A 20,186-nucleotide genomic window follows, 5' to 3' on the forward strand; every position below is an offset into this window, starting at 1 on the left:
AGGCGCCCGCAAGGGAGTGACAGGTATCATGGGTTATCGGGTTGTAGTGGTGGGTGCGACGGGCAATGTTGGCCGTGAGATGCTCAACATCCTGGCCGAGCGCGAATTCCCGATCGACGAGATCGCCGTGCTGGCCTCTTCGCGCTCGCAGGGCAGCGAGATCGATTTCGGTGAAACCGGCAAGAAGCTGAAAGTGCAGAACGTCGAGCATTTCGACTTCACCGGCTGGGATATCGCGCTGTTTGCCGCAGGCTCGGCGCCGACCAAGATCTATGCGCCCAAGGCCGCATCGCAGGGCTGCGTGGTGATCGACAACTCGTCGCTCTATCGCATGGACCCGGACGTGCCGCTGATCGTGCCCGAAGTGAACCCCGACGCGATCGACGGGTACAAGGCGCGCAACATCATCGCCAACCCCAACTGCTCCACCGCGCAGATGGTGGTGGCGCTCAAGCCGCTGCACGACAAGGCCAAGATCAAGCGCGTGGTCGTGGCCACCTACCAGTCGGTGTCGGGCGCCGGCAAGGAAGGCATGGACGAACTGTTCGAGCAGAGCCGCGCGATCTTCGTGGGCGACCAGGTCGAACCCAAGAAGTTCACCAAGCAGATCGCCTTCAACGTGATCCCGCACATCGACAGCTTCCTGGATGATGGTTCGACCAAGGAAGAGTGGAAGATGGTGGCCGAAACCAAGAAGATCCTCGATCCCAAGGTCAAGGTCACGGCAACCTGCGTGCGTGTGCCGGTGTTCATCGGTCACTCCGAAGCGATCAACCTGGAATTCGAGGACGAAATCTCGGCCGTCGAAGCCCAGGACCTGCTGCGCGAGGCGCCGGGCGTGATGCTGATCGATAAGCGCGAGGACGGCGGCTATGTCACGCCGGTGGAATGCGTGGGCGATTATGCCACCTATGTCTCGCGCGTGCGCGAAGACTCCACTGTCGACAACGGCCTGTCGCTGTGGTGCGTGTCTGACAACCTGCGCAAGGGTGCGGCGCTCAATGCCGTGCAGATTGCCGAACTGCTGGGCCGTCGCCACCTCAAGAAGGGGTGAGCTGGTACACCTTGTGGGTATAGAAAAGGCCCCGGTATCCGCGCTGGATACCGGGGCCTTTTTGTTTGTGGCTACGCAGATTACTGCGTGACGCGGGTGGTGGTGGTCACCGTGCTGGCGGCGGAAGCCGTGCGCACCGGGGTATGCGTGGTGCGGCGGGCCACCTTGCGCACCGTGACCTTCTTCACCGGCGCGCGGGCTGCGCCCTGCGTGGTGACGGTGGTTTCCACCGTGGCCGGGGCGGGCTGTGGCGTGGTCAGCGCCACGGCAGCGGCCTGGCGGGCAGCGGCGGCGTCAGCTGCCGAAGACTGCGCGGCCGCGGTGGCCACATCGGCACGGGCGTTGGCGGCATCGGCCTGCTGCTGCGCGGCGTCGGCCTGGGCCTGGGCATTAGCGACGGCTGCGGCCGACTGGCGATCGGCCATCTCGGCCTTGTGCTTCTGCATCATGCCGATCGCCGTGTCGGCAAGGGCCGAGGCGTGGATGGCGTCATCGATCGCTTCCGGCTTGTGGCCGGCCGACAGATTTTCCTGGGCATGCGCCAGTGCTGCCTTGGCCTGCGCGGTTTCGCCGGGGCGGAATTCGGCGGTGCCGAGCTGTTCGGCGGTATCGATCTTGGCCTGCGCGGCGGCAATGGCCTGGCGGGCGCGTTCGGCCTTGCCGGTGGCATGGGCGGGGGCCGAGAAACCGGCGATCATGGCAGTGGCCGCCAGCAGCGGCGCGACGAGCTTGGTCTTGGTCATCGAACGATCTCCACTATGGGATGGCCGTGTGCGGCCGTGTTGGCAGGGGGAACCGCAAGCGGCGCATTTGCGTTCCGCCGCGCTTTCGGTTCATCGTCAACGCAACGCGGTTTGGCGCAGAGGCGTGCCTGCCGTGCGGCAAAGCGAGTGATGCGGGGTTGCGCTGGGCCTGCGCAAAAGAAAGAATGCCAACCCCGAAACTAGAGATTGGCGCTATAGGCATTGCCGAAGCGCACCCCACGCCAGTATGGCCGCCGTCAAGGGCCAGGTTGGTCCTTGCACGTCGCCGGAGGGACAATGTTCGCACACTTCGATGCCCTGCACGCGGTTGCTGGCCTGTTGGTCGGCATTCTCGTGGGCCTGACGGGTGTTGGCGGCGGGTCGTTGATGACGCCGATCCTGGTGCTGATCTTCGGGATCAACCCCGGCACGGCCGTGGGCACCGATCTGCTGTTTGCCTCGCTGACCAAGGTGGTCGGCTCCACCGTGCATGGCAAGCGCAACACCATCGATTGGCCAATCATGGCGCGCCTGGCCGCAGGCAGCGTGCCGGCGGCCATTGCCGCGCTGGTCGTGCTGTCGTGGGCGGGCAAGGTGGGCGGGCACACCAGCCACACCATCCTGTTGGTCCTGGGGGTGATGCTGATCCTCACCTCGATCGCCACGCTGTTTCAAAAGCGGATCGTGGCCATGGTCCGCCATGTCGACGCAACGCAGGTGGGCCTGGGCACGGCTGACGAGGCCAAGCCGGTCTGGGCGACCGTGCTGCTGGGCGTCGTGCTGGGCGTGCTGGTCTCGATCTCGTCAGTGGGAGCAGGGGCGATCGGCGTGACCGCGCTGCTCATGCTCTATCCCACGTTGCGGATTTCGCGCATCGTTGGCACCGATATCGCCCATGCCGTGCCGCTGACCATGGTGGCCGGCTTTGGCCACTGGATCATCGGCGATGTAAACCTTGCCCTTCTGGTGGCACTGCTGCTTGGCTCTATCCCCGGGGTGATCATCGGCAGCCTGTTGTCGACCCGCGCGCCCGACCGTATCCTGCGGCCGGCGCTGGCCGCCGTTCTGTTCATATCCGGGATCAAGTTGCTGACCTGATGGAAAAGACCACCACGTTTTTTGACGGTTTTGATGGCGCCCGCCTGGCGCTGCATGAAATGGGGACCGGGCGCCCGGTCATCCTGCTGCACGGGCTGTTTTCCTCGGCCGAGATCAACTGGATCAAGTTCGGCACGGCGGCGCAGCTGGCCGCAGCCGGTTTTCGCTGCCTGATGCCCGATCTGCGCGCCCATGGGCAAAGCGCCGCGCCGCACGCGGCAGAAGCCTATCCGTCTGATGTCCTGGCGCGCGATGCCCAGGCGCTGGTAACGCACCTGGGCCTGGTCGATTTCGATCTTGTCGGCTTTTCGCTTGGCGCCCGCACGGCGGCGCGCAGCGTGATCGCCGCGCCGCCGTTGCAACGGCTGACCCCGCGTCGCCTGGTGTTGGCCGGGATGGGGCTGGAAGGGCTGGCCGGCTGGAACCAGCGCTTGGCCTTCTTCCGCGACGTGATCGATCGCTTCGGCACGATCCGCCATGGCGATCCGGCCTATCTGTCGCAGCAGTTCCTCAAGAGCAGCGGGATCGATCGCGCCGCCGTGCGCCAGTTGCTGGGCGCGATGGAGGATACCGATCCCCAGGCGCTGGCCGCGATCACCATGCCCACGCTGGTCTTGTGCGGCGATCAGGACAACGACAACGGCTCGGCCGACAACCTGGCGGCCGCCTTGCCCAACGCGCGGCGCGCGACCATTCCCGGCACGCACATGGGCTGTGTCACCCGACCCGAACTGGGCGCGGAACTGGTTTCATTTTTGACCGCCTCGGCTTGACCTGAGCCCGTTTGGGCGGCACCCCACCGGCAATGGCCACGCCGCGCGCGTGGCGGACCGGTTCAGGGAGTACCCCCAAGATGAAGTCCCTTGTTTCCACCTTCGCGCTGGTGGCGGCCACGCTGGCCGCGCCTGCGGCACTGGCCGCTGCGCCTACCGCCGCTGCCCCGGCAACGGCTGCCACCCCGGCCACGGTCGATGCCTGGCTGGCCCAGGCTGACAAGGCCTATGCCGATCAGACGGTCACCTCGGGCCGGGCCGAATGGGTCTATGAGACCTATATCACAGACGATACCGCCCAGATCACCGCCGATGCCGGCGCGACGATGAGCAAGCTGCAGGTGGCGCAGGCCAAGCAGGCCGCCGAATTTGCCAAGGTGCCGGGGCTGTCGCCCGAAACCCTGCGCAAGCTGACGATGATCCGCACGCAGATCACCAGCCCGGCGCCATCGACCCCCGGCGCGGCCGAGCAGTTCGCCGCGTTGCAGGCGCGCATCCAGGGCCTTTACGGCAAGGGCCACGGCACCCTGCGCGGGCAACCGATCAACGGCAGCGATATCGAAGAGGCCATGGCCACCGATCGCAACCCTGATGAACTCAAGGAAATGTGGCTGTCGTGGCACGACAGCGTCGGCACGCCGATGAAGGCGGACTATGCCAAGATGGTCGAGATCGCCAACGCCGGTGCGCGCGAACTGGGCTATCCTGATACCGGCGCGCTGTGGCGTGCCAATTATGACATGACCCCGGACCAGTTCGCCGCGATGACCGAAAAGGTCTGGGGCGAAGTGCGCCCGCTGTATCAGCAGTTGCACTGCTATGTGCGCGGCAAGCTCAATGCCAAGTATGGCGATGCGGTGCAGCCCAAGAAAGGCCCGATCCGCGCCGATCTGCTGGGCAACATGTGGGCCCAGGAATGGGGCGGCATTTACGATGTGGTCGCCCCCCAGGGCGCGGGCGACATCGGCTATGACCTGACCGGCCTGCTCAAGGACAAGGGCTATGACCCGCTCAAGATGGTCAAGACCGGCGAGGGCTTCTACACCTCGCTGGGTTTCCAGCCGCTGCCGGCCACGTTCTGGCAGCGCTCGCAGTTTACCAAGCCGCGTGACCGCGATGTGGTGTGCCATGCCTCGGCCTGGGATCTCGACAATGTCGATGACCTGCGTATCAAGATGTGCATCAAGGTCGATGCCTCGGATTTCGTGACCATCCACCACGAACTCGGCCACAATTTCTATCAGCGCGCCTACAACCAGCAGCCTTCACGCTGGTACATGGAAGGGGCCAACGATGGCTTCCACGAGGCGATCGGCGATACGATGGCGCTGTCGATCACGCCCGATTACCTGGTGAAGCTTGGCCTGCTCGACCCGTCCAAGGTGCCCGGGCCTGACAAGGATATCGGCCTGCTGCTGCGCCAGGCGATGGACAAGGTGGCGTTCCTGCCGTTCGGCTTGCTGATCGATCGCTGGCGCTGGGGCGTGTTCTCGGGCCAGATCGCGCCGGCCGATTATGAAAAGGCGTGGAACGAGATGCGCCTGTCCTACCAGGGCGTGGTGCCGCCGGGGCCGCGCGGGGCCGATGCGTTTGATCCGGGCGCCAAGTACCACGTGCCGGCGGGCGTGCCCTACACCCGCTATTTCCTGGCGCGCATCCTGCAGTTCCAGTTCTATGAAGCGGCGTGCAAGGAAGCCGGCTGGAAGGGCCCGCTGCACCGTTGCAGCTTCTATGGCAATCCCAAGGTCGGGGCCAAGCTCGATGCCATGCTCAAGATGGGCGCGTCCAAGCCCTGGCCCGATGCGCTGCAGGTGTTCACCGGCACGCGCGAGATGAGCGGCGGGGCCATGCTGCGCTATTTCGCGCCGCTCACCGCGTGGCTGAAGAAGCAGAACGCGGGCGCGGACTGCGGCTGGTAAATCCCGCGTCGCAACACGGCGCATAAAGCCAGGCGAGAGGCCGGATTCTTGGGTGAATCCGGCCTCTTTTTGCGTCCGGTGCAGCGCAAGCCATGGATTTCACAGGGTGAATTTACGCGCTTGCCACGCCCCGGCAGGTATGAGACGCTTTGCTCAACAAAACAGAACACACATGTTGAGGATGCTGGGGATGGAAATCAAACTTCCCGCCATTGCTTGCGCTGTTGTTGGCGGCATCCTGCTCGCCACCGCGCCCAGCGCCCAGGCGGAAACCGTTTCGGCCATGACGCCCGCCAGCGTGGTCACCGCGCTCAAGGCGCAGGGCTATGTCGCCACGCTGGGGCAGGATTCCTCGGGCGATCCGCTGGTGACGGCCGATATCGGCGGCTGGCGTTCGCAAGTGGTGTTCTATGACTGCAACGAGGTGACGCACGGCGCCTGCCAGTCGCTGCAGTTTTCCAGCAGCTTTCACCCCGAACGCCCGTTTGATGCGGAAAAGGCCGTGGCTTTCGTCAACGCCAACCGCTTTGGTGCGGTGTCGGTGGCGGCAGACAAGTCTGTCACCGTGTCGTGGGACGTGATCACCGGCAGCGGGATCGATACCTCGGTGTTCGCCATGGTGGTCAAATCCTATCGCATGGCGCTCGATTCGATCGGCAGCGAGGTGTTTCCTGCATCCGGCCATCCGCAGCTGGCCAGCGCGGCGCGCTGACGGCTACAATCCTCCGTCATCCCGGACTTGATCCGGGATCCCGCTTTCTCACAGCAAGCGCAGCGTGGAAAGGAAGCTGGACCCCGGATCAAGTCCGGGGTGACGGCTCTGGATTTTTAGGCGTTTAACATCACCGGAACGGCGGCTCGTTGAACGCGCGCAGCTTGCGGCTGTGCAGGCGGTCGCCTTCGGCGCGCAGCAGGGCGCAGGCGGTGGTGCCGATTTCCAGGTGCGCGGCAATCGCCTCTTCGTAGAACCGGTTGGCCTGGCCGGGCAGCTTGATCTCGCCATGCAGCGGCTTGTCCGACACGCACAGCAGCGTGCCGTAGGGCACGCGGAAGCGGTAGCCCTGGGCGGCGATCGTGGCGCTTTCCATGTCGATGCCGACAGCGCGGCTCAGGCTGAGGCGGCGGGCGGAATGGGCATAGCGCAGTTCCCAGTTGCGATCGTCGGTGGTCACGATCGTGCCGGTGCGCATGCGCGTCTTGAGGTCTGCCCCCCCGCTGCCGCTGACCACTTCGGCGGCCTGGGCCAGCGCTACCTGCACTTCTGCGATGGCCGGCACCGGGATTTCGGGCGGCAACACGTCATCCAGCACGTGATCATCGCGCAGATAGGCATGGGCCAGCACATAGTCGCCGATCTTCTGCGTGGGGCGCAGGCCGCCGCAGTGGCCGATCATCAGCCAGGCTTCGGGGCGCAGCACGGCCAGGTGATCGCAGATCGTCTTGGCGTTGGAGGGGCCGACGCCGATGTTGACCAGGGTGATGCCCGAACGGTCCGGGCGGATCAGGTGATAGGCCGGCATCTGGTGGCGGCGCCAGGCGGTATCAGACAGGCGCTCGCGGGCGTGGGGCGTGGCCGCATCGAGCGCCAGGCCACCCGCACCGGTCAGTGCGACGAATTCATCCTGGCCCAGCTGGCGGCCAGCCCAATCGACGAACTCGTCAACATAGCGATGATAGTTGGTAAACAGGATATAGCGCTGGAAATCGGCCGGGTTGGTGCCGGTGTAATGCGCTAGGCGGGCCAGGCTGAAATCGGTGCGCAGGCCGTCGAACAGCGCCAGCGGCGCCGCGCCCGCCCCGCCATCGAGGCTGGCATCGAGCGCATCGGCGATCTCGTCGCCGATATGGGCGAGGTCCGTGGTGGGGAAATGCTTGGCGAGGTCGTTGGGCGAGACCGAGCCAAAACCCAGGCTGCCATCGACCACATAGGGAAAGGGGATTTCCTGGGCCGAGGTCGCCACATCCAGCGTCACCTCATAGTCCACCATCAGCAGGCCCAGCTGTTCTTCCAGGTAATCGGCAAACAGCGCGGGGCGGGTGATGGTGGTGGCATAGCTGCCCGGCCGTGTCAGGCGGCCAAAGGCGCGGCCGGCGGCGGTGCCATGGCTGACCCCGGCAAAGTGCAGGCGCAGTTCGGGATAGCAATAGGCGCCGTTCTGGCGCACGGCCGGATCGGGCAGGGTGCCATCGGCGATATAGCGGGTGATATCGCCGCGCAGCCGGGCGCAGGCCGCTTCATGGCGGGCGGCGAGTTCGGCAATGATGGCAGCAGGAGAGGTGGCGGTGAAAATGTCGCTTGCGTTCATGCCTTCGATGTAGCGCAGCACGATGACAGCGCAAGGGCAGCGGCAACACCGCATGCTGCCCAGCAAAAAAGGCGCCCCGGTGAGGGAGCGCCTTTTTTGTTTGCTGCCAATGCCGGCAACGACGGGATCAGGCTTGCGCTTCGCCCTCGTCGAGCAGGTCGGTCGGGATTTCGCCCGGTTCGGCATTGGGATCGTATTCTTCGGTGAAACCGCCGGTGTCGCCTTCGAACATGGCGTCGATCACGTCGACACCCTTCGACTGCAGCTCGGCTTCGTCAGGCGAACGGGCGACGTTCACCTTGACGTTGACCGACACTTCGGGGTGCAGCGAAACGCGCACGTCGAACAGGCCGATGGTCTTGATCGGGCGTTCGAGCACGATCATCGATTTGGAAACCTTGGCGCCATCGGCGATCAGGGCGTCGACGATGTCGCGCACCGAAACCGAACCATAGAGCTGGCCAGAGTTGGACGAGGCGCGGATGAGCACCACTTCCTTGCCTTCGACCGAGCCGGCTTCGCCCTTGGCTTCTTCGCGGCGCGCCGCGTTTTCAGCTTCGATGCGGGCGCGGTTGGCTTCGAAGACCTTGCGGTTGGCTTCGTTGGCGCGCAGGGCCTTCTTGTTGGGAAGAAGGAAATTGCGGGCGTAACCGTCCTTGACGGAAACTTCATCGCCGATGTGGCCGAGCTTTTCGATGCGCTCGAGCAGGATGATCTGCATGGCTGGCGCTCCTTACTTCACGATGTAGGGCAGGAGGCCGATGTGCCGGGCGCGCTTGATCGCCTGGCTCAGCTCACGCTGCTTCTTCGCCGAAACGGCGGTGATGCGCGACGGGACGATCTTGCCACGTTCGGACATGAAACCCTGAAGCAGGCGCACATCCTTGTAGTCGATCTTCGGAGCGTTCTTGCCCGAGAAGGGGCAGCTCTTGCGACGGCGGAAAAACGGACGAGCCATGGCTTATTCCCCTTCGCGTTCGCGACGACGGCTGCGTTCGCGGTCGTTCTTGCGCATCATCACCGACGGGCCGGCTTCGTGTTCTTCCACGCGCACGGTCATGTAGCGGATGACGTCTTCGTTGATCGCGGTCTGGCGTTCCAGCTCGGCCACGACGCCCGCGGGGGCCTCGATGTTGAGCATCACGAAGTGCGCCTTGCGGTTCTTCTGGATCTTGTAGGCCAGCGAGCGCAGGCCCCAGGTTTCGGTCTTGGTGACCTTGCCCTGGTTCGATTCCACGATTTCGGTGGCGGTAGCGGCAAGCGCATCGACCTGAGCCTGGCTCAGATCCTGGCGCGCCAGAAACACATGCTCGTAAAGCGGCATGCTTCGCGTCCTTTATCTAGTCTAACCGATCGCTGGCTTGTCCGCGGGATTGCGGGGCCCCTCCGGCTTTCTTCCTTCTCCCGCGGCGATTCGCGCGCAAGAGAGGTGGCCCTTAGCCCTTCTGGGCCGGAATGCAAGCCATTCAGCCGGTTTTGGCGGAGGCATCGCCGCGCGTGCGTGGGGCCAGGCGCTGCCCGCCGAAGACCACCGCGAGCAGCGGAATGCGCCGCACCACCAGGAATACCAGGATCGACAGGCCCAGCACCAGCACCGAAAGCGCGGCCCACTGCATGGTGGGAAAGGGCCAGTCCGCCGCGCCCAGCTTTGCCAGCCCCAGGATCACCAGCATCGCCACGATCATGTGGAACAGATAGATCGCCATCGCCCCGTCCACCAGGAACGAGACGGTGCGGCTGGGCCGATCGAACAGGTGCGCCAAAAGGCGGAACACGATCAGTGACATGGCATAAGTGAGCGCGCAGGCCAGCGCGCCATCCATGATGCGCAGGGCGGGCGCGGGATCGCCTTCCCAGCCCAGATGCGGGCGCACCAGCGGATCGAGCAGGAAATGCCCGAGCATCAGCGGCGGCGCGGCCAGCCAGGGCCAGCGACCATCGAATGCGAACAGCCGGTTGCCCAGCTTGAGCCGCCAGCCCAGCGCGCCGATCACGAACGCGGGCAGATACTGGCCATAGCGCAGCAGCAGTTCCTGCTCGAACACCGCCTCGTTGTCTTGCAGGCCCAGCACCTGTGCGCCCCAGGCAAGCCCCGCGCCCCAGGCGGCCAGCGCCAGCAGCGGGATCGGCCAGGTGCCGCGATCCAGCCCCAGCAGTGGCCGCCACACGCCATCGGGCACGAAGGCACGGCGCGGGCGCAGGGCATAGGTGAAGACGAACCCCAGCAGCACGATCAGGAACCACAGGTGCTCGAACGCCAGTGGCCAGCCATAGAGCCCTGGCGCCCAGGCGGCCGAGAGCATGACCTTGAGATGATACTGGATCACCGCCAGGCTGGCGATGCTGGCCACCAGGGGGAGCGCCACGCGCATCATCCGATCGCCCAGCCATGACCGCCGCCCGCGCCGGGCGCTGGCCATGCCGGAGAAATAGCCGGCCAGGATGAAGAAGGCTGACATGCGAAAGGAATGGATGAACGACAGGCCCACCCCCAGCACCGGATTTGCCATCCAGGCGGGAAAGCCCGGCGACAGGATCATCGTGGCGGTGGTGCCGACGTGAAAGGGAATGCCCAGCAAGAGCAGGACCGCGCGCGCCGCATCGAGATGATGGAGGCGTTGCTGCATCAGGACGGGGCGTTCAGGTCAGCGGGCGGCGGGGCAGGGCGCATGGCCAGCCCCGTAACCCCGCCACGCGCCCGCGTCCATGGCCAAGCCGCGTGCTGCGCCCAATTGCCGGGGTTGCGCGGCAATCAGGGCAGGCATCGGGGCTTTGCGCGCCACGGGTCAGGCGGCGTCGCGGATGCTGGGCTTGGCCGGGCGGCCCAGCGCCATGCGGCGGTGGTGGCCCACGGCAAAATCGCTGATCAGCGTGGCGAACACGTCTTCATGCAGCGGGTGGTCGAATTCCAGTCCCGAGGTCATCGGCTCGGACCAGGCAATGAACGCCAGCTTGGGCTTGAGGCCAGGCAGCATCAGCATAATCGGCTCACCGATGCGCTGCTTTTCGAGTCCCTCGATCCGCGCGCCATAGGGCGTTAGATCCTTGAGCATGACGGTAACCCGCACCAGCCCATGCTTGACGCGCACGGGCAGTTCCACGCCGATGCGGGGGAAACGGCGCGCCTCTGCGCTGTTCGCGCCGGGCGTGGGCGGCATGCCGGGGCCGCCTTCACGCGGGCCGGTTGCATCCAATTCCTGCTTGCGAAACATGGTCTTCTCCACTGGCCAAATGCCTTTGACCGGAAGAACGGCGAATGTTGGGCAGGTTTCAGCCGCCCGCGCAGATTCCCTTGCTAACTGCGCAAGGATCAGCGCGCGGCGAGCTGCTTTTCCACCAGCGCAATGGCGGCCGCAACGGCAGCTTCGCGCCCCAGGGCCGAGGTGTCGAGCAAGGCGGCGCCCGGCGCCTGGCGCAGCGGCGCCGTGGCACGGCCGGCATCGCGGGCGTCGCGCGCGGCAAGGTCTGCCTCGATCTCTTCGCGGGAGACGGTGCGGCCCTGGCCGGTCATTTCGGCCCAGCGGCGCAGCGCGCGCGAGGCGACGCTGGCGGTCACGTAAAGCTTGGCATCGGCGTGCGGGGCAATCACCGTGGCGATGTCGCGCCCATCAAGCACGGCGCCGCCCGGCTGGTTGGCAAAGGCCTGCTGCCTCTCCAGCAAGGCGGCGCGCACCGCCGGGTGGATCGAAACACGGCTGGCAAGGCCTCCGGTCGCCTCGGAACGCAGATCGGGATCGGCCAGCAGGCTTTCGGGAAAGGCCGTGGCGGCCAAGGCATCGGCCGGATCATCGGGGTTGCCACCCTGCAGCGCCACCTGGCGGCCGACCGCGCGATAGAGGAGCCCGGTATCGAGGTGCGGCAGCCTGAAATGGGCGGCCAGCGCGCGGGCGATCGTGCCCTTGCCCGATGCAGTGGGGCCATCGATGGCGATGATCATCGCGCCTTGTTCCTTCTGTCGTGCAGTGCCTTGCCCAGGCCCCACAGCGCGATAGCCGACCAGAACCCTTCCAGCACCAGCGAGGCGGGGTTGAGGTTGACCATCAGCGACACGGTCAGCAGCGCGGCACCCGCCAGATTGGTGCCGTGCTGCACGAATGGGTTGGGCCGCCGGCCATGCGCGCCCTCGCGCGTGGTGTAGCCATAGGCCAGGATGATGCAGGCCATGCCGATGAAGCCGCAGATATTGGCGAAAAGCGGCGATAGCGTCATGCGGCGGTGGCCGTGGCAATCAGCTGTTCGAACACCGGGAAGCTCGTGGCGATCGGGCGGGTATCGTCGATGCCCACACCATTGGCGCTGGCCAGGCCCGCCACCGCCATCGACATGGCAATGCGGTGATCGAGGTGCGTGGCCACGCTGGCGTCAGCCTGCGTGCCTGGCAGCGGGCCGCCGCCGGTGCCATCGATGATCATGCCGTCTTCGGTTTCGGTGACCCGCGCGCCGGCCAGTTCCAGCGCCACGCGCATGACCGTGATGCGATCGGATTCCTTGACGCGCAGCTCTTCCAGCCCGCGCGTGATCGTGCGGCCCTGGGCATGGGCGGCGGCGACGAACAGCACGGGGAATTCATCGACCATGCTCGGCACCACGGCGGGATCGACATCGATGCCGGTGAGGGCAGAGGCGCGCACGCGCAGATCGGCCACCGGCTCTCCGCCCACGTCGCGGCGATCGATTTCCTCGATGCTGCCGCCCATCAGGCGCAGCACGTCGAACAGCGCGGCACGGGTGGGGTTGAGGCCGACATTCTCGATCACCAGGTCAGACCCCGGCGCGATCAGTGCGGCCACCACGAAGAACGCGGCCGATGAGGGATCGCCCGGCACGGTGATCGCCTGCGGCTTGAGCTCGGCCTCACCCACCAGGCGGATCACGCGCGCGCCGTCGCTGGCGATCTCGACCGAGAGATCGGCGCCAAAGCCCTTGAGCATCCGCTCGGAATGATCGCGCGTCGGGATCGGCTCGATCACCGTGGTAATGCCCGGGGTGTTGAGCCCGGCGAGCAGCACTGCGCTTTTCACCTGGGCCGAGGCGACCGGCAGGCGATAGCTGAGCGGCACCGGCGTCGCCGCGCCTTCCACGATCAGCGGCAGGCGCCCGCCGGGATAGGCGGTGAAGCGCGCGCCGACCTGGCTGAGCGGATCGATCACCCGGCCCATCGGCCGCTTGGACAGGCTGCCATCGCCCACGAAGCAGGCGGTGATCGGATGGCTGGCGACGAGGCCCATCAGCAGGCGGGTGGAGGTGCCCGAATTGCCCATGTCGAGCGCGCCGGCCGGTTGCAGCAAGCCACCCACGCCCACGCCCGCGACCAGCCAATCACCGTTGGCCTGGCGTTCGATCGTGGCGCCCATGGCGCGCATGGCCGCGGCCGTCGAAAGCACGTCTTCGCCTTCGAGCAGCCCGGTCACGCGGGTTTCGCCCACGGCCAGCGCGCCCAGCATGATCGAGCGGTGGCTGATCGACTTGTCACCCGGCACGCGAATCCGGCCCTTGAGAGGCCCCTGGGCAGAGAAGCGGCGGGGGCGCATCAGGGCGGGATCGGAATGGCTGCTCACGGGGTCGGTCTTTCCAGAATGGCAAAAGGGCGGCAAAAACGCGCGGCTTTTGACAGCGCGCGGCCACTATGGCAAGGCGCGCGCCGCAGTCTGTCGTGCGCACGCTTGATTTCCGGGTAACGCGCCCCCAAGACGTTTTTTTGGTTCCGGTCCGCGCCGCATCGGCAGCGGGCGAGCTTTTCGAGGATTATTCATGGTCAAGCCTGAATGGGGCGCCAAGCATAGCTGTCCGAAGTGCGGCACCCGCTTTTACGACCTCGGCAATGCCGACCCGGTCACGTGCGTGGAATGCAAGTATTCCTGGCATCCTGAGCCGGTGCTCAAGTCCAAGCAGCCGATCCCCTATGAAGAGATCCAGAAGGAGAAGGTCGAGGCCGACGCCGACGTCGATCTCGCCGAAGAGGATCTGGACATCGACGAAGACGGCGATTCGCCCGACAACGACGTCGACCTGGGTGGCGACGATGATCTCGGCGTGGGCGCCCACGAGGGCGAGGACGACGATAATTAAGGGTTTCCGGCCGGGCCGGGGGATGTCCACAGGACATTTTCCGGCAGGCCGGTAAAATTGGCGAGAGGCGCAAAAAAGCCTCTTGCCAGCCGCCACCCTCTCCCTTAGAGGCGCGGCTCCCGGCGATGATCACCTTCTGGTGTGACCGCAGGGCAGGGTGCCTCCCAGGGCATTCTGGCAGACTTTCGGGGCCGTAGCTCAGCTGGGAGAGCGCTACAATGGCATTGTAGAGGTCAGGGGTTCGATCCCCCTCGGCTCCACCAGTCTGCGAAAAACCCTGGTTTTCCAGGGTGCTTCGTTCCTCGTGGACGATAAAATGCCTGGAACGTGTGGGGCCGTAGCTCAGCTGGGAGAGCGCTACAATGGCATTGTAGAGGTCAGGGGTTCGATCCCCCTCGGCTCCACCAGTTCCCTTCCAAAAAGCCCCGCAGCACGCGGGGCTTTTTGCGTTTCGGGGCTCAGGTCATTCGCGTTCGGGCACCGGCACGTTGAAGCCGTTGAGCGTGACCGACACCAGGGCATAGAGGCCGACCAGGAAGATCAGTTCCTCCACGCCAGCCTGGCCGAACGTCTGCTTGGCCAGGGCATAGACCGGCTCGGGCAGCACGCCCCCGCGCGAGAGGGCATAGGCAAGGTCGAACGCCACGCTTTCATCCTCGACCAGGTCGGCCGGCTTGAGATCGGCGGTCAGGGTGGCGAGGCGCTGCGCGCTCATCCCTTCCTTTTCCGCCACGGCGACGTGGGCATAGATTTCATAGGCGGCATCATAACGCGCGCCCACAGTCAGGATCACGATCTGGCGCACGCGATCGGGCACAGTGGCCTTGGCCGTCAGCGCCAGGGTCAGATCCCAGATCGCCTTGCCGATTTGCGGCGAATGCAGCCACGGGTTCCACGGCCCCATCAGGGCGCCGGATTCGTCGATCACCTTGAAAGCGTTGAAGTTGCTGGCAATGCCTTCACGCATCGCGTCGTAAAGCGGCTTCTGTTCGTCGGTCAGCTGTGACGGCGGAATGAGCGGCAGGCGCATGGGCGCTCCTTTTTTGTGCGGTGCAACAGGTCCCGTGCCTGCAATCCGCCCATGGCCTGCCGGTTCCGCCCGCGTTTACATTTTCAGGCCGATCTCGCGCAGGCGTTCCTGCAGGTAATCGTCAGCCGTGATCGACACGGGATAGCGATCGGGATTTTCCGCCGTGATGCACTGCGGCAAGGTGTGGAACGGAAAATCGCTGCGCAGGTGCAGGAAGAATGGCATCGAATAACGGCTGTAGCCGGCCCGCGCGCCATCGGGGTTGCGCACGCGATGGGTGGTCGATGGCAGGACGTGGTTGGTCAGGCGCTGCAGCATGTCGCCGATGTTGACCACCAGCGCGCCGGGCGGGGGCGAAACCTCGATCCAGCGGCCATCGCGGGCCAGCAGTTCCAGGCCCGCTTCCTCGGCGCCGAGCAGCAGGGTGATGAGATTGATATCCTCGTGCGCGCCGGCGCGGATCGCGCCGTCCGGGGCGCCGGGCACCGGCGGATAATGCAGCAGGCGCAGCACCGAATTGCCATCGGCAATGGCGGGATCGAACCAGTGCTCGTCCAGCCCCAGCCACACCGCGATGCGCGAAAGGATGCGCGCGCCGACTTGGTCGAAAGCGGCGTAAAGCGTGGTGAAGGTTTCGTGGAAACCCGCGATCTCGGCCGGCCAGACATTGGGCGGCATCGCCCCGGCCAGGGGATGGCCAACGGGCAGATCGCGGCCAACATGCCAGAATTCCTTCAGGTCGCTGACCTTGGCGCCCTTGGCGATCTCGGTGCGGAACGGCGTATAGCCGCGCGCGCCGCCGATGCCGGGAACCGCATAGGCGCGCTTTTGCGCATCGGGCAGGGCAAAGAAGGCCTGGGTCTGCGCCCAGGCGCGCGCCACCAGATCGGCATCGAGGCCGTGGTCCTTGACCATGGCAAAGCCGAATTGCTGGAAACTGGCACCGATATCGCGGGAAAGTTCTGCCGGATCGGCAGCCAGGGACAGGACGGGTAGAGTATCGAGGTTCATTTGGCTCCCCGGGGGAAAATGCGGTATGGGCGCGCCTCTATCCCCATAGTCCGCAAGGTTTCCATGATTCAGATCAGTGCCGATACCCAGCTTTGGCTGATGAAGTCCGAACCCGACGTATATAGCTGGGACGACCTGGTCAGCGAAGGCGAGGGCACCTGGGATGGCGTGCGCAACCACTTGGCGGCGCGTAACCTGCGGACGATGAAGGAAGGCGACCTTACGTTCTTCTATCACTCCAACATCGGCAAGGAAATAGTTGGCATTGCAACGATCAGCGTGCCGGGCCTGACCGACCCCACCGATCCCGACGGCAAGTGGGCAGCGGTGAAGGTCAAGCCCGTGGCCAAGCTGGTGCGCCCGGTCAGCCTCAAGACGATCAAGGCCACGCCCGATCTGGCTGACATGAAATTGCTGCGCCTGTCGCGTCTGTCGGTCTCGGCCGTGCGCCCCGCCGAATGGGAGCACATCCTGGCGATGGCCGGCGGCACGGTCTGACCAGCGGCTCCCCTGTCCTTTTTGCCACGCGCTCAACCGTTCGTCTCACAGGTTGGAACCAAAGCCTCGCCCAAGGCGTAGTTGCTTTCGAAGGATGCGGCCGGTTTCCCCCTCTCACGGCCGCATCCACCCCACCTTTTCAAGGAGATACACCATGGGTGAGCTCAAGGATCGCGCCAAGGGTCTGGCCAACGAAGCGGTTGGCAACGTCAAGGAAGCCGCCGGCAAGATGACCGACAATGGCAAGCTGCAGGCCGAAGGCCTGGCCCAGCAGGCCAAGGGCAAGACCCAGCAGGCCGCTGGCAAGGTCAAGGGTGCGCTGGGCGACGATATCTGATCGACGCTGCTGACAGTCCCTGAATGGTCTGACCTTTAATGGTCTGGCGGGCCGCCCTTTTCCCAGGGCGGCCCGCTTTGTTTTGGGCGGGTGATTGTGCGGTCTGTCCCATGACGGAACGCCGCCGAATTGGCGGCGACTGCGCCGGTGCCATCATGGTTAAAATTGCGTTAAAGCGGATAGCCATGCTCGAATCCACGCCCCAACCCGCCGGCCCTGGCGCCCAGGCACCCGGCCACCCGTTCCGCGCCACCCTGCCGCGCCGCGTGCTGCTGCCGATGCCGGTGTTCGAGCCAGAGGTGCAGGCGGCCATGGCGCGCGCCGCGCTGCGCTCCCAGCCGATGAACTGGAAGCGCATCACCGTGCAGGACGTGAAGGAATTCCTGATGGCCTACTGCGCCTGCTTCATGGCGATCATGGCCTTCATGAGCTGATCGCCGGGGCGGGCGCAGCGGGGGCTGTTAGCCCGCCATCTCGTCAAACGTATGGGTTTCCTGCGCGCCCAGGTGGGCGACTTCGGCGCGATAGAGCAGCCAGCCAAGCCAAGCTGAAAACAGGCAGAGAATGCCGGTCAGCAGCAACTGGTCGACAATGCGCATGCCGGCTGCCGTCAGGCCCATGGCCAGCAGCGAGCCGGCCAGCATGGCGCCGGAATTGACGATGTTGTTGGCCGCGATCGTGCGCGCTGCCTCGCACTTTTCCACCACGGTGGTGAGAAAGGCATAGAGCGGCACGATGAACATGCCCCCGGTGATGGCGATGCCCAAGAGCGTACCGATCAGCGGCACGGCCAGCGGCGCGGTGATGAAGGCCGTCAGGTTGAGCAGGCCGCGCTGTGCTGGCACCGGCCAGGCCGCGCAGACGAAGTGGAAGCCAACGACGAACAGCGCCGTTCCGACCACGCAGATCGGCGCATAGCGGGCCGAAACCGTGCCCTTGAGCAGGCGGTTGATCGAGACCGAGCCGATCGCGATGCCGACCGAGAAGATCACCAGGAACAGGCTGGCCACTTCCTTGCTGCAACCCAGCACGTTCTTGGCCAGCGGCGGGAACTGCACGAACAGGATCGCGCCCACGGCCCAGAAGAAGCTGATCGCCGCAATGGCCAGGAACACCCGCGGATGGCGCGTGGTGGAATGGACCAAGCGATAGAGCGACACTACCTGGTCTGCCACCACCACCGGCACCAGGCCCAGCGCGCGCACCACATTGCGCGGGCGCGCCAGGAACGGACGCAGCAGCGGCAGGGCGAGCGGTTCGTCCGGCTGTTCGGGCGGGGCGGGGGGCACGCTGCGGCCGGCAAAGAAGCCGATCAGCGCGGTGACGACCACTGTCACTGCCGCTGCCGGCGCAGAGATATAGCCGGCCACAATCGTGCCGGCCAGGATCGCCATGTAAGTGCCCGCTTCGACCAGGCCAGTGCCGGCCAGCACTTCATCGGCATGAAGGTGCTGGGGCAGGATGGCGTACTTGATCGGGCCGAAAAACGTGGAATGCACGCCCATGGCGAACAGCGCCAGCAGCATCAGCGGGATGGCCAGCCCTTCGACATGGAAGCCCTTCCACGCCAGCAGCAGGCCGGTGGCGCCGACGGTCATGATCCCGATCTCGCAGGTTTTGACGATGCGGATGATGCGGGCCTTGTCGCGCATGTCGGCCAATTGGCCCGACAGGGCGGACAGCGCCACGAAGGGAATGATGAACAGCGCGGTCGCCATGCCGGAAAAATGCGCTTCGGCTTTTTCCGAATTGTACACGTTGAACACCACGAACAGCACCATGGCGTTCTTGAACAGATTGTCGTTGAACGCGCCCAGCAACTGGGTGACGAACAATGGCAGGAAGCGACGGGCGCGAAGGAGATGCGTTGTAGTTGTCATTCTAAGCGGTGCCGGGCATCCCTGGTCTCTGTTCCGCCTGCCTTAGCGCGCCACGCCGGGTGGGCAAGGGGCAAGCGGTGGGCGCCGCAAGATTTAACCCGCAGCCCGTCTTACATGGGTGGCACCAGGGCGCACGGCAAGATGGGCTGGGGCAAAGGCGCCACGCAAGCACGATGGCAGGCCCTTCGTGCACAAACCGTTTCCATGTTGGCTCCGGCCGCCTTATTGCGGAAAAGACATGCTCACGCTGCCCAACATCCTCACCCTTTCGCGCATCGTTGCCGTGCCCTTGCTGGTTGCCCTGTTGTGGTGGCCGGGCTGGCCCACTGGCTATGCCCTGGGTTTTGCCATGTACTGCCTGATGGGCGTGACCGATTATTTCGACGGCTATCTGGCCCGCGCGCAAGGCACGGTGTCCAAGCTGGGCGTGTTCCTCGATCCGATTGCCGACAAGATCATGGTGGCCGCCGTGATCCTGGTGCTCACCGCGCAGGGCGTGCTGACCGGGCCCTATGTGGGCGACATGCACGTGATCGCCGGCCTGGTGATTCTGCTGCGCGAGATCGCGGTGTCGGGCCTGCGCGAGTTCCTGGGCGGCATCCAGGTTTCGGTGCCGGTGTCCAAGCTCGCCAAGTGGAAGACCACGTTCCAGATGGTCTCGCTCGGCGCGCTAATCCTGGGCTGCGCCACGCCGTGGTGGACGCTTACGCTCAAAGGGATCGTCATCAATGTGCCGCATACGGTGGGCCTCGCCACGCTATGGGGCGCGGCCGGGCTGACCGTGATCACCGGCTGGGATTACCTGCGGGTGGGCTTGAAGCATATGGATTGAGTAACGCGTTAGATTTCACGCCCAATCAGAGACTGGTCCAAAATCCTCGAACGTACTGAAGCCGGGCTATGAGCGAATCGGATTACGCATTGCGAGAGCGCGACGGCGCGATAGCCAGAATACGCAATGCGGCGTTGCTCGATGCTGCTTTCATCCTCGTCTATCATAATACTGTTATGTCCACATATCCGCATATAGACCAAGCGCTTCTAGCAGACATATTCGATGAATCCGAAGCGGCTGCCGCTCTTTCCACGGCTACGAAACTGCTGAATTCGACTTATGATCTGGGGAAAGCCTATCTTGCAGGACGCTTCACGCACGAGGATTGCGTTAAGCGCCTTGAAGCAGGCTTTCCCGGATTTGGCCGTGAGTCTTACGAGAAGGCTTTAAGCTACGGGTGCTTCCAAGCGCGGTAGCCTGCATGCAGCGATGCAGACTTTCGCGAGTTATCCAGAATCCACCACCGCCAATGCGCTAGATCTGTCAGCGCCCTCACAAACTCTCCGCCAGATAGCGATCGGGCCGGTGCCAAGTCATGATCGTAAGCGGGGTCGCGGCCCCACCTTGCGTGCATGAAGCGCAGCGCCGAGTCTTCGCGCCCTAATCGGGCTGGAGTGCGCTGCTACTATGATA

Annotated in this window: 24 protein-coding genes and 2 tRNA genes; 13 read left to right on the forward strand and 13 right to left on the reverse strand. The window is 65.1% G+C overall.

The features are described from left to right. Positions 1 to 28 precede the first annotated feature (28 nt). The gene (locus FHW97_RS20250; protein ID WP_171796402.1) at positions 29 to 1,054 is read left to right on the forward strand and encodes an aspartate-semialdehyde dehydrogenase; all 1,026 of its coding nucleotides are present in this window, start codon (positions 29 to 31) and stop codon (positions 1,052 to 1,054) included. Between the two features lie 80 nt (positions 1,055 to 1,134). Here the strand turns inward: FHW97_RS20250 and FHW97_RS20255 are convergent, their stop codons facing one another. After that, a complete protein-coding gene (locus FHW97_RS20255) occupies positions 1,135 to 1,797 on the reverse strand; it encodes a hypothetical protein (RefSeq protein WP_169049290.1) in 663 nt (220 codons plus the stop codon). Between the two features lie 297 nt (positions 1,798 to 2,094). Here FHW97_RS20255 and FHW97_RS20260 point away from each other — a divergent pair, with 297 nt between their 5' ends. The 4 genes from FHW97_RS20260 to FHW97_RS20275 all read left to right on the forward strand — a co-directional run bounded on the left by FHW97_RS20260 (position 2,095) and on the right by FHW97_RS20275 (position 6,299). Next, positions 2,095 to 2,895: a sulfite exporter TauE/SafE family protein gene (locus tag FHW97_RS20260; RefSeq protein ID WP_022674836.1), complete on the forward strand. Its 801-nt coding sequence runs from the start codon at positions 2,095 to 2,097 to the stop codon at positions 2,893 to 2,895. Continuing rightward, on the forward strand, positions 2,895 to 3,668 hold the full coding sequence (locus tag FHW97_RS20265) for an alpha/beta fold hydrolase (RefSeq protein ID WP_054132741.1): 774 nt from the start codon (positions 2,895 to 2,897) through the stop codon (positions 3,666 to 3,668). The genes FHW97_RS20260 and FHW97_RS20265 overlap by 1 nt, the downstream gene beginning before the upstream one ends. Before the next feature lie 80 nt (positions 3,669 to 3,748). Further along, positions 3,749 to 5,587 (forward strand): M2 family metallopeptidase, encoded by a 1,839-nt coding sequence (locus tag FHW97_RS20270; protein WP_171799620.1) that lies wholly within the window; start codon positions 3,749 to 3,751, stop codon positions 5,585 to 5,587. A 190-nt stretch (positions 5,588 to 5,777) separates the two neighbouring features. Further along, positions 5,778 to 6,299, forward strand: a complete 522-nt coding sequence (locus FHW97_RS20275) for a YbjN domain-containing protein (protein WP_082208962.1) — start codon at positions 5,778 to 5,780, stop codon at positions 6,297 to 6,299. 130 nt (positions 6,300 to 6,429) lie between these two features. Here the strand turns inward: FHW97_RS20275 and FHW97_RS20280 are convergent, their stop codons facing one another. The 9 genes from FHW97_RS20280 to aroA form a co-directional block, all read right to left on the reverse strand. Further along, entirely contained in the window at positions 6,430 to 7,893 is a 1,464-nt protein-coding gene (locus tag FHW97_RS20280) for an AMP nucleosidase (protein ID WP_171799621.1), read from the reverse strand. A gap of 127 nt (positions 7,894 to 8,020) precedes the next feature. Next, positions 8,021 to 8,614 carry a 50S ribosomal protein L9 gene (gene rplI, locus FHW97_RS20285; RefSeq protein ID WP_062784910.1) on the reverse strand — a complete coding sequence of 198 codons (594 nt, stop codon included), beginning with the start codon at positions 8,612 to 8,614 and terminating at the stop codon, positions 8,021 to 8,023. 12 nt (positions 8,615 to 8,626) lie between these two features. Continuing rightward, positions 8,627 to 8,851 (reverse strand): 30S ribosomal protein S18, encoded by a 225-nt coding sequence (rpsR, locus tag FHW97_RS20290; RefSeq protein WP_011445073.1) that lies wholly within the window; start codon positions 8,849 to 8,851, stop codon positions 8,627 to 8,629. A 3-nt stretch (positions 8,852 to 8,854) separates the two neighbouring features. Further along, entirely contained in the window at positions 8,855 to 9,217 is a 363-nt protein-coding gene (gene rpsF, locus FHW97_RS20295) for a 30S ribosomal protein S6 (RefSeq protein WP_022674842.1), read from the reverse strand. Positions 9,218 to 9,359: 142 nt separating this feature from the next. Beyond that, a complete protein-coding gene (locus FHW97_RS20300) occupies positions 9,360 to 10,520 on the reverse strand; it encodes an acyltransferase family protein (RefSeq protein WP_171799622.1) in 1,161 nt (386 codons plus the stop codon). Positions 10,521 to 10,679: 159 nt separating this feature from the next. Beyond that, positions 10,680 to 11,117, reverse strand: a complete 438-nt coding sequence (locus FHW97_RS21965) for a PilZ domain-containing protein (protein ID WP_183533845.1) — start codon at positions 11,115 to 11,117, stop codon at positions 10,680 to 10,682. 86 nt (positions 11,118 to 11,203) lie between these two features. Next, positions 11,204 to 11,830, reverse strand: coding sequence for a d(CMP) kinase (locus tag FHW97_RS20310; RefSeq protein ID WP_171799623.1), 627 nt, complete (start codon positions 11,828 to 11,830; stop codon positions 11,204 to 11,206). After that, positions 11,827 to 12,102: a hypothetical protein gene (locus FHW97_RS20315; RefSeq protein ID WP_022675693.1), complete on the reverse strand. Its 276-nt coding sequence runs from the start codon at positions 12,100 to 12,102 to the stop codon at positions 11,827 to 11,829. Before FHW97_RS20315 ends, FHW97_RS20310 begins: the two co-directional genes overlap by 4 nt. Then, the gene (gene aroA / locus FHW97_RS20320) at positions 12,099 to 13,424 is read right to left on the reverse strand and encodes a 3-phosphoshikimate 1-carboxyvinyltransferase (RefSeq protein ID WP_171799630.1); all 1,326 of its coding nucleotides are present in this window, start codon (positions 13,422 to 13,424) and stop codon (positions 12,099 to 12,101) included. Before aroA ends, FHW97_RS20315 begins: the two co-directional genes overlap by 4 nt. A gap of 220 nt (positions 13,425 to 13,644) precedes the next feature. Here aroA and FHW97_RS20325 point away from each other — a divergent pair, with 220 nt between their 5' ends. From FHW97_RS20325 to FHW97_RS20335, 3 genes are all read left to right on the forward strand, one after another. Next, entirely contained in the window at positions 13,645 to 13,962 is a 318-nt protein-coding gene (locus tag FHW97_RS20325; RefSeq protein ID WP_022675695.1) for a TIGR02300 family protein, read from the forward strand. A gap of 187 nt (positions 13,963 to 14,149) precedes the next feature. Beyond that, positions 14,150 to 14,225 (forward strand) — tRNA-Ala (locus FHW97_RS20330). Positions 14,226 to 14,293: 68 nt separating this feature from the next. Beyond that, positions 14,294 to 14,369: transfer RNA gene (locus FHW97_RS20335), tRNA-Ala, on the forward strand. A 56-nt stretch (positions 14,370 to 14,425) separates the two neighbouring features. On the opposite strand, the gene FHW97_RS20340 is transcribed toward FHW97_RS20335, so the two are convergent. Continuing rightward, positions 14,426 to 14,992, reverse strand: a complete 567-nt coding sequence (locus FHW97_RS20340; RefSeq protein ID WP_171799624.1) for a carboxymuconolactone decarboxylase family protein — start codon at positions 14,990 to 14,992, stop codon at positions 14,426 to 14,428. Between the two features lie 75 nt (positions 14,993 to 15,067). After that, on the reverse strand, positions 15,068 to 16,003 hold the full coding sequence (locus FHW97_RS20345; protein ID WP_168352859.1) for an isopenicillin N synthase family oxygenase: 936 nt from the start codon (positions 16,001 to 16,003) through the stop codon (positions 15,068 to 15,070). A 63-nt stretch (positions 16,004 to 16,066) separates the two neighbouring features. On the opposite strand from FHW97_RS20345, the gene FHW97_RS20350 reads away from it, so the two are divergent. The 3 genes from FHW97_RS20350 (at position 16,067) to FHW97_RS20360 (ending at position 17,272) form a co-directional block, all read left to right on the forward strand. Next, positions 16,067 to 16,501, forward strand: coding sequence for an EVE domain-containing protein (locus FHW97_RS20350; protein ID WP_171799625.1), 435 nt, complete (start codon positions 16,067 to 16,069; stop codon positions 16,499 to 16,501). Positions 16,502 to 16,655: 154 nt separating this feature from the next. Beyond that, on the forward strand, positions 16,656 to 16,838 hold the full coding sequence (locus FHW97_RS20355; protein ID WP_022675699.1) for a CsbD family protein: 183 nt from the start codon (positions 16,656 to 16,658) through the stop codon (positions 16,836 to 16,838). A gap of 185 nt (positions 16,839 to 17,023) precedes the next feature. Next, a complete protein-coding gene (locus FHW97_RS20360; RefSeq protein WP_171796397.1) occupies positions 17,024 to 17,272 on the forward strand; it encodes a hypothetical protein in 249 nt (82 codons plus the stop codon). Positions 17,273 to 17,299: 27 nt separating this feature from the next. On the opposite strand, the gene FHW97_RS20365 is transcribed toward FHW97_RS20360, so the two are convergent. Beyond that, positions 17,300 to 18,718 (reverse strand): MFS transporter, encoded by a 1,419-nt coding sequence (locus FHW97_RS20365; protein WP_171799626.1) that lies wholly within the window; start codon positions 18,716 to 18,718, stop codon positions 17,300 to 17,302. A gap of 238 nt (positions 18,719 to 18,956) precedes the next feature. Here FHW97_RS20365 and pgsA point away from each other — a divergent pair, with 238 nt between their 5' ends. After that, the gene (gene pgsA / locus FHW97_RS20370; protein ID WP_171793834.1) at positions 18,957 to 19,550 is read left to right on the forward strand and encodes a CDP-diacylglycerol--glycerol-3-phosphate 3-phosphatidyltransferase; all 594 of its coding nucleotides are present in this window, start codon (positions 18,957 to 18,959) and stop codon (positions 19,548 to 19,550) included. Positions 19,551 to 19,618: 68 nt separating this feature from the next. Beyond that, the gene (locus tag FHW97_RS20375) at positions 19,619 to 19,969 is read left to right on the forward strand and encodes a hypothetical protein (protein WP_157088908.1); all 351 of its coding nucleotides are present in this window, start codon (positions 19,619 to 19,621) and stop codon (positions 19,967 to 19,969) included. The last annotated feature ends 217 nt before the right edge of the window (positions 19,970 to 20,186 follow it).

The sequence above is a fragment of the Novosphingobium sp. SG754 genome (assembly GCF_013149315.1).
Taxonomy (GTDB): Bacteria; Pseudomonadota; Alphaproteobacteria; order Sphingomonadales; family Sphingomonadaceae; genus Novosphingobium; species Novosphingobium capsulatum.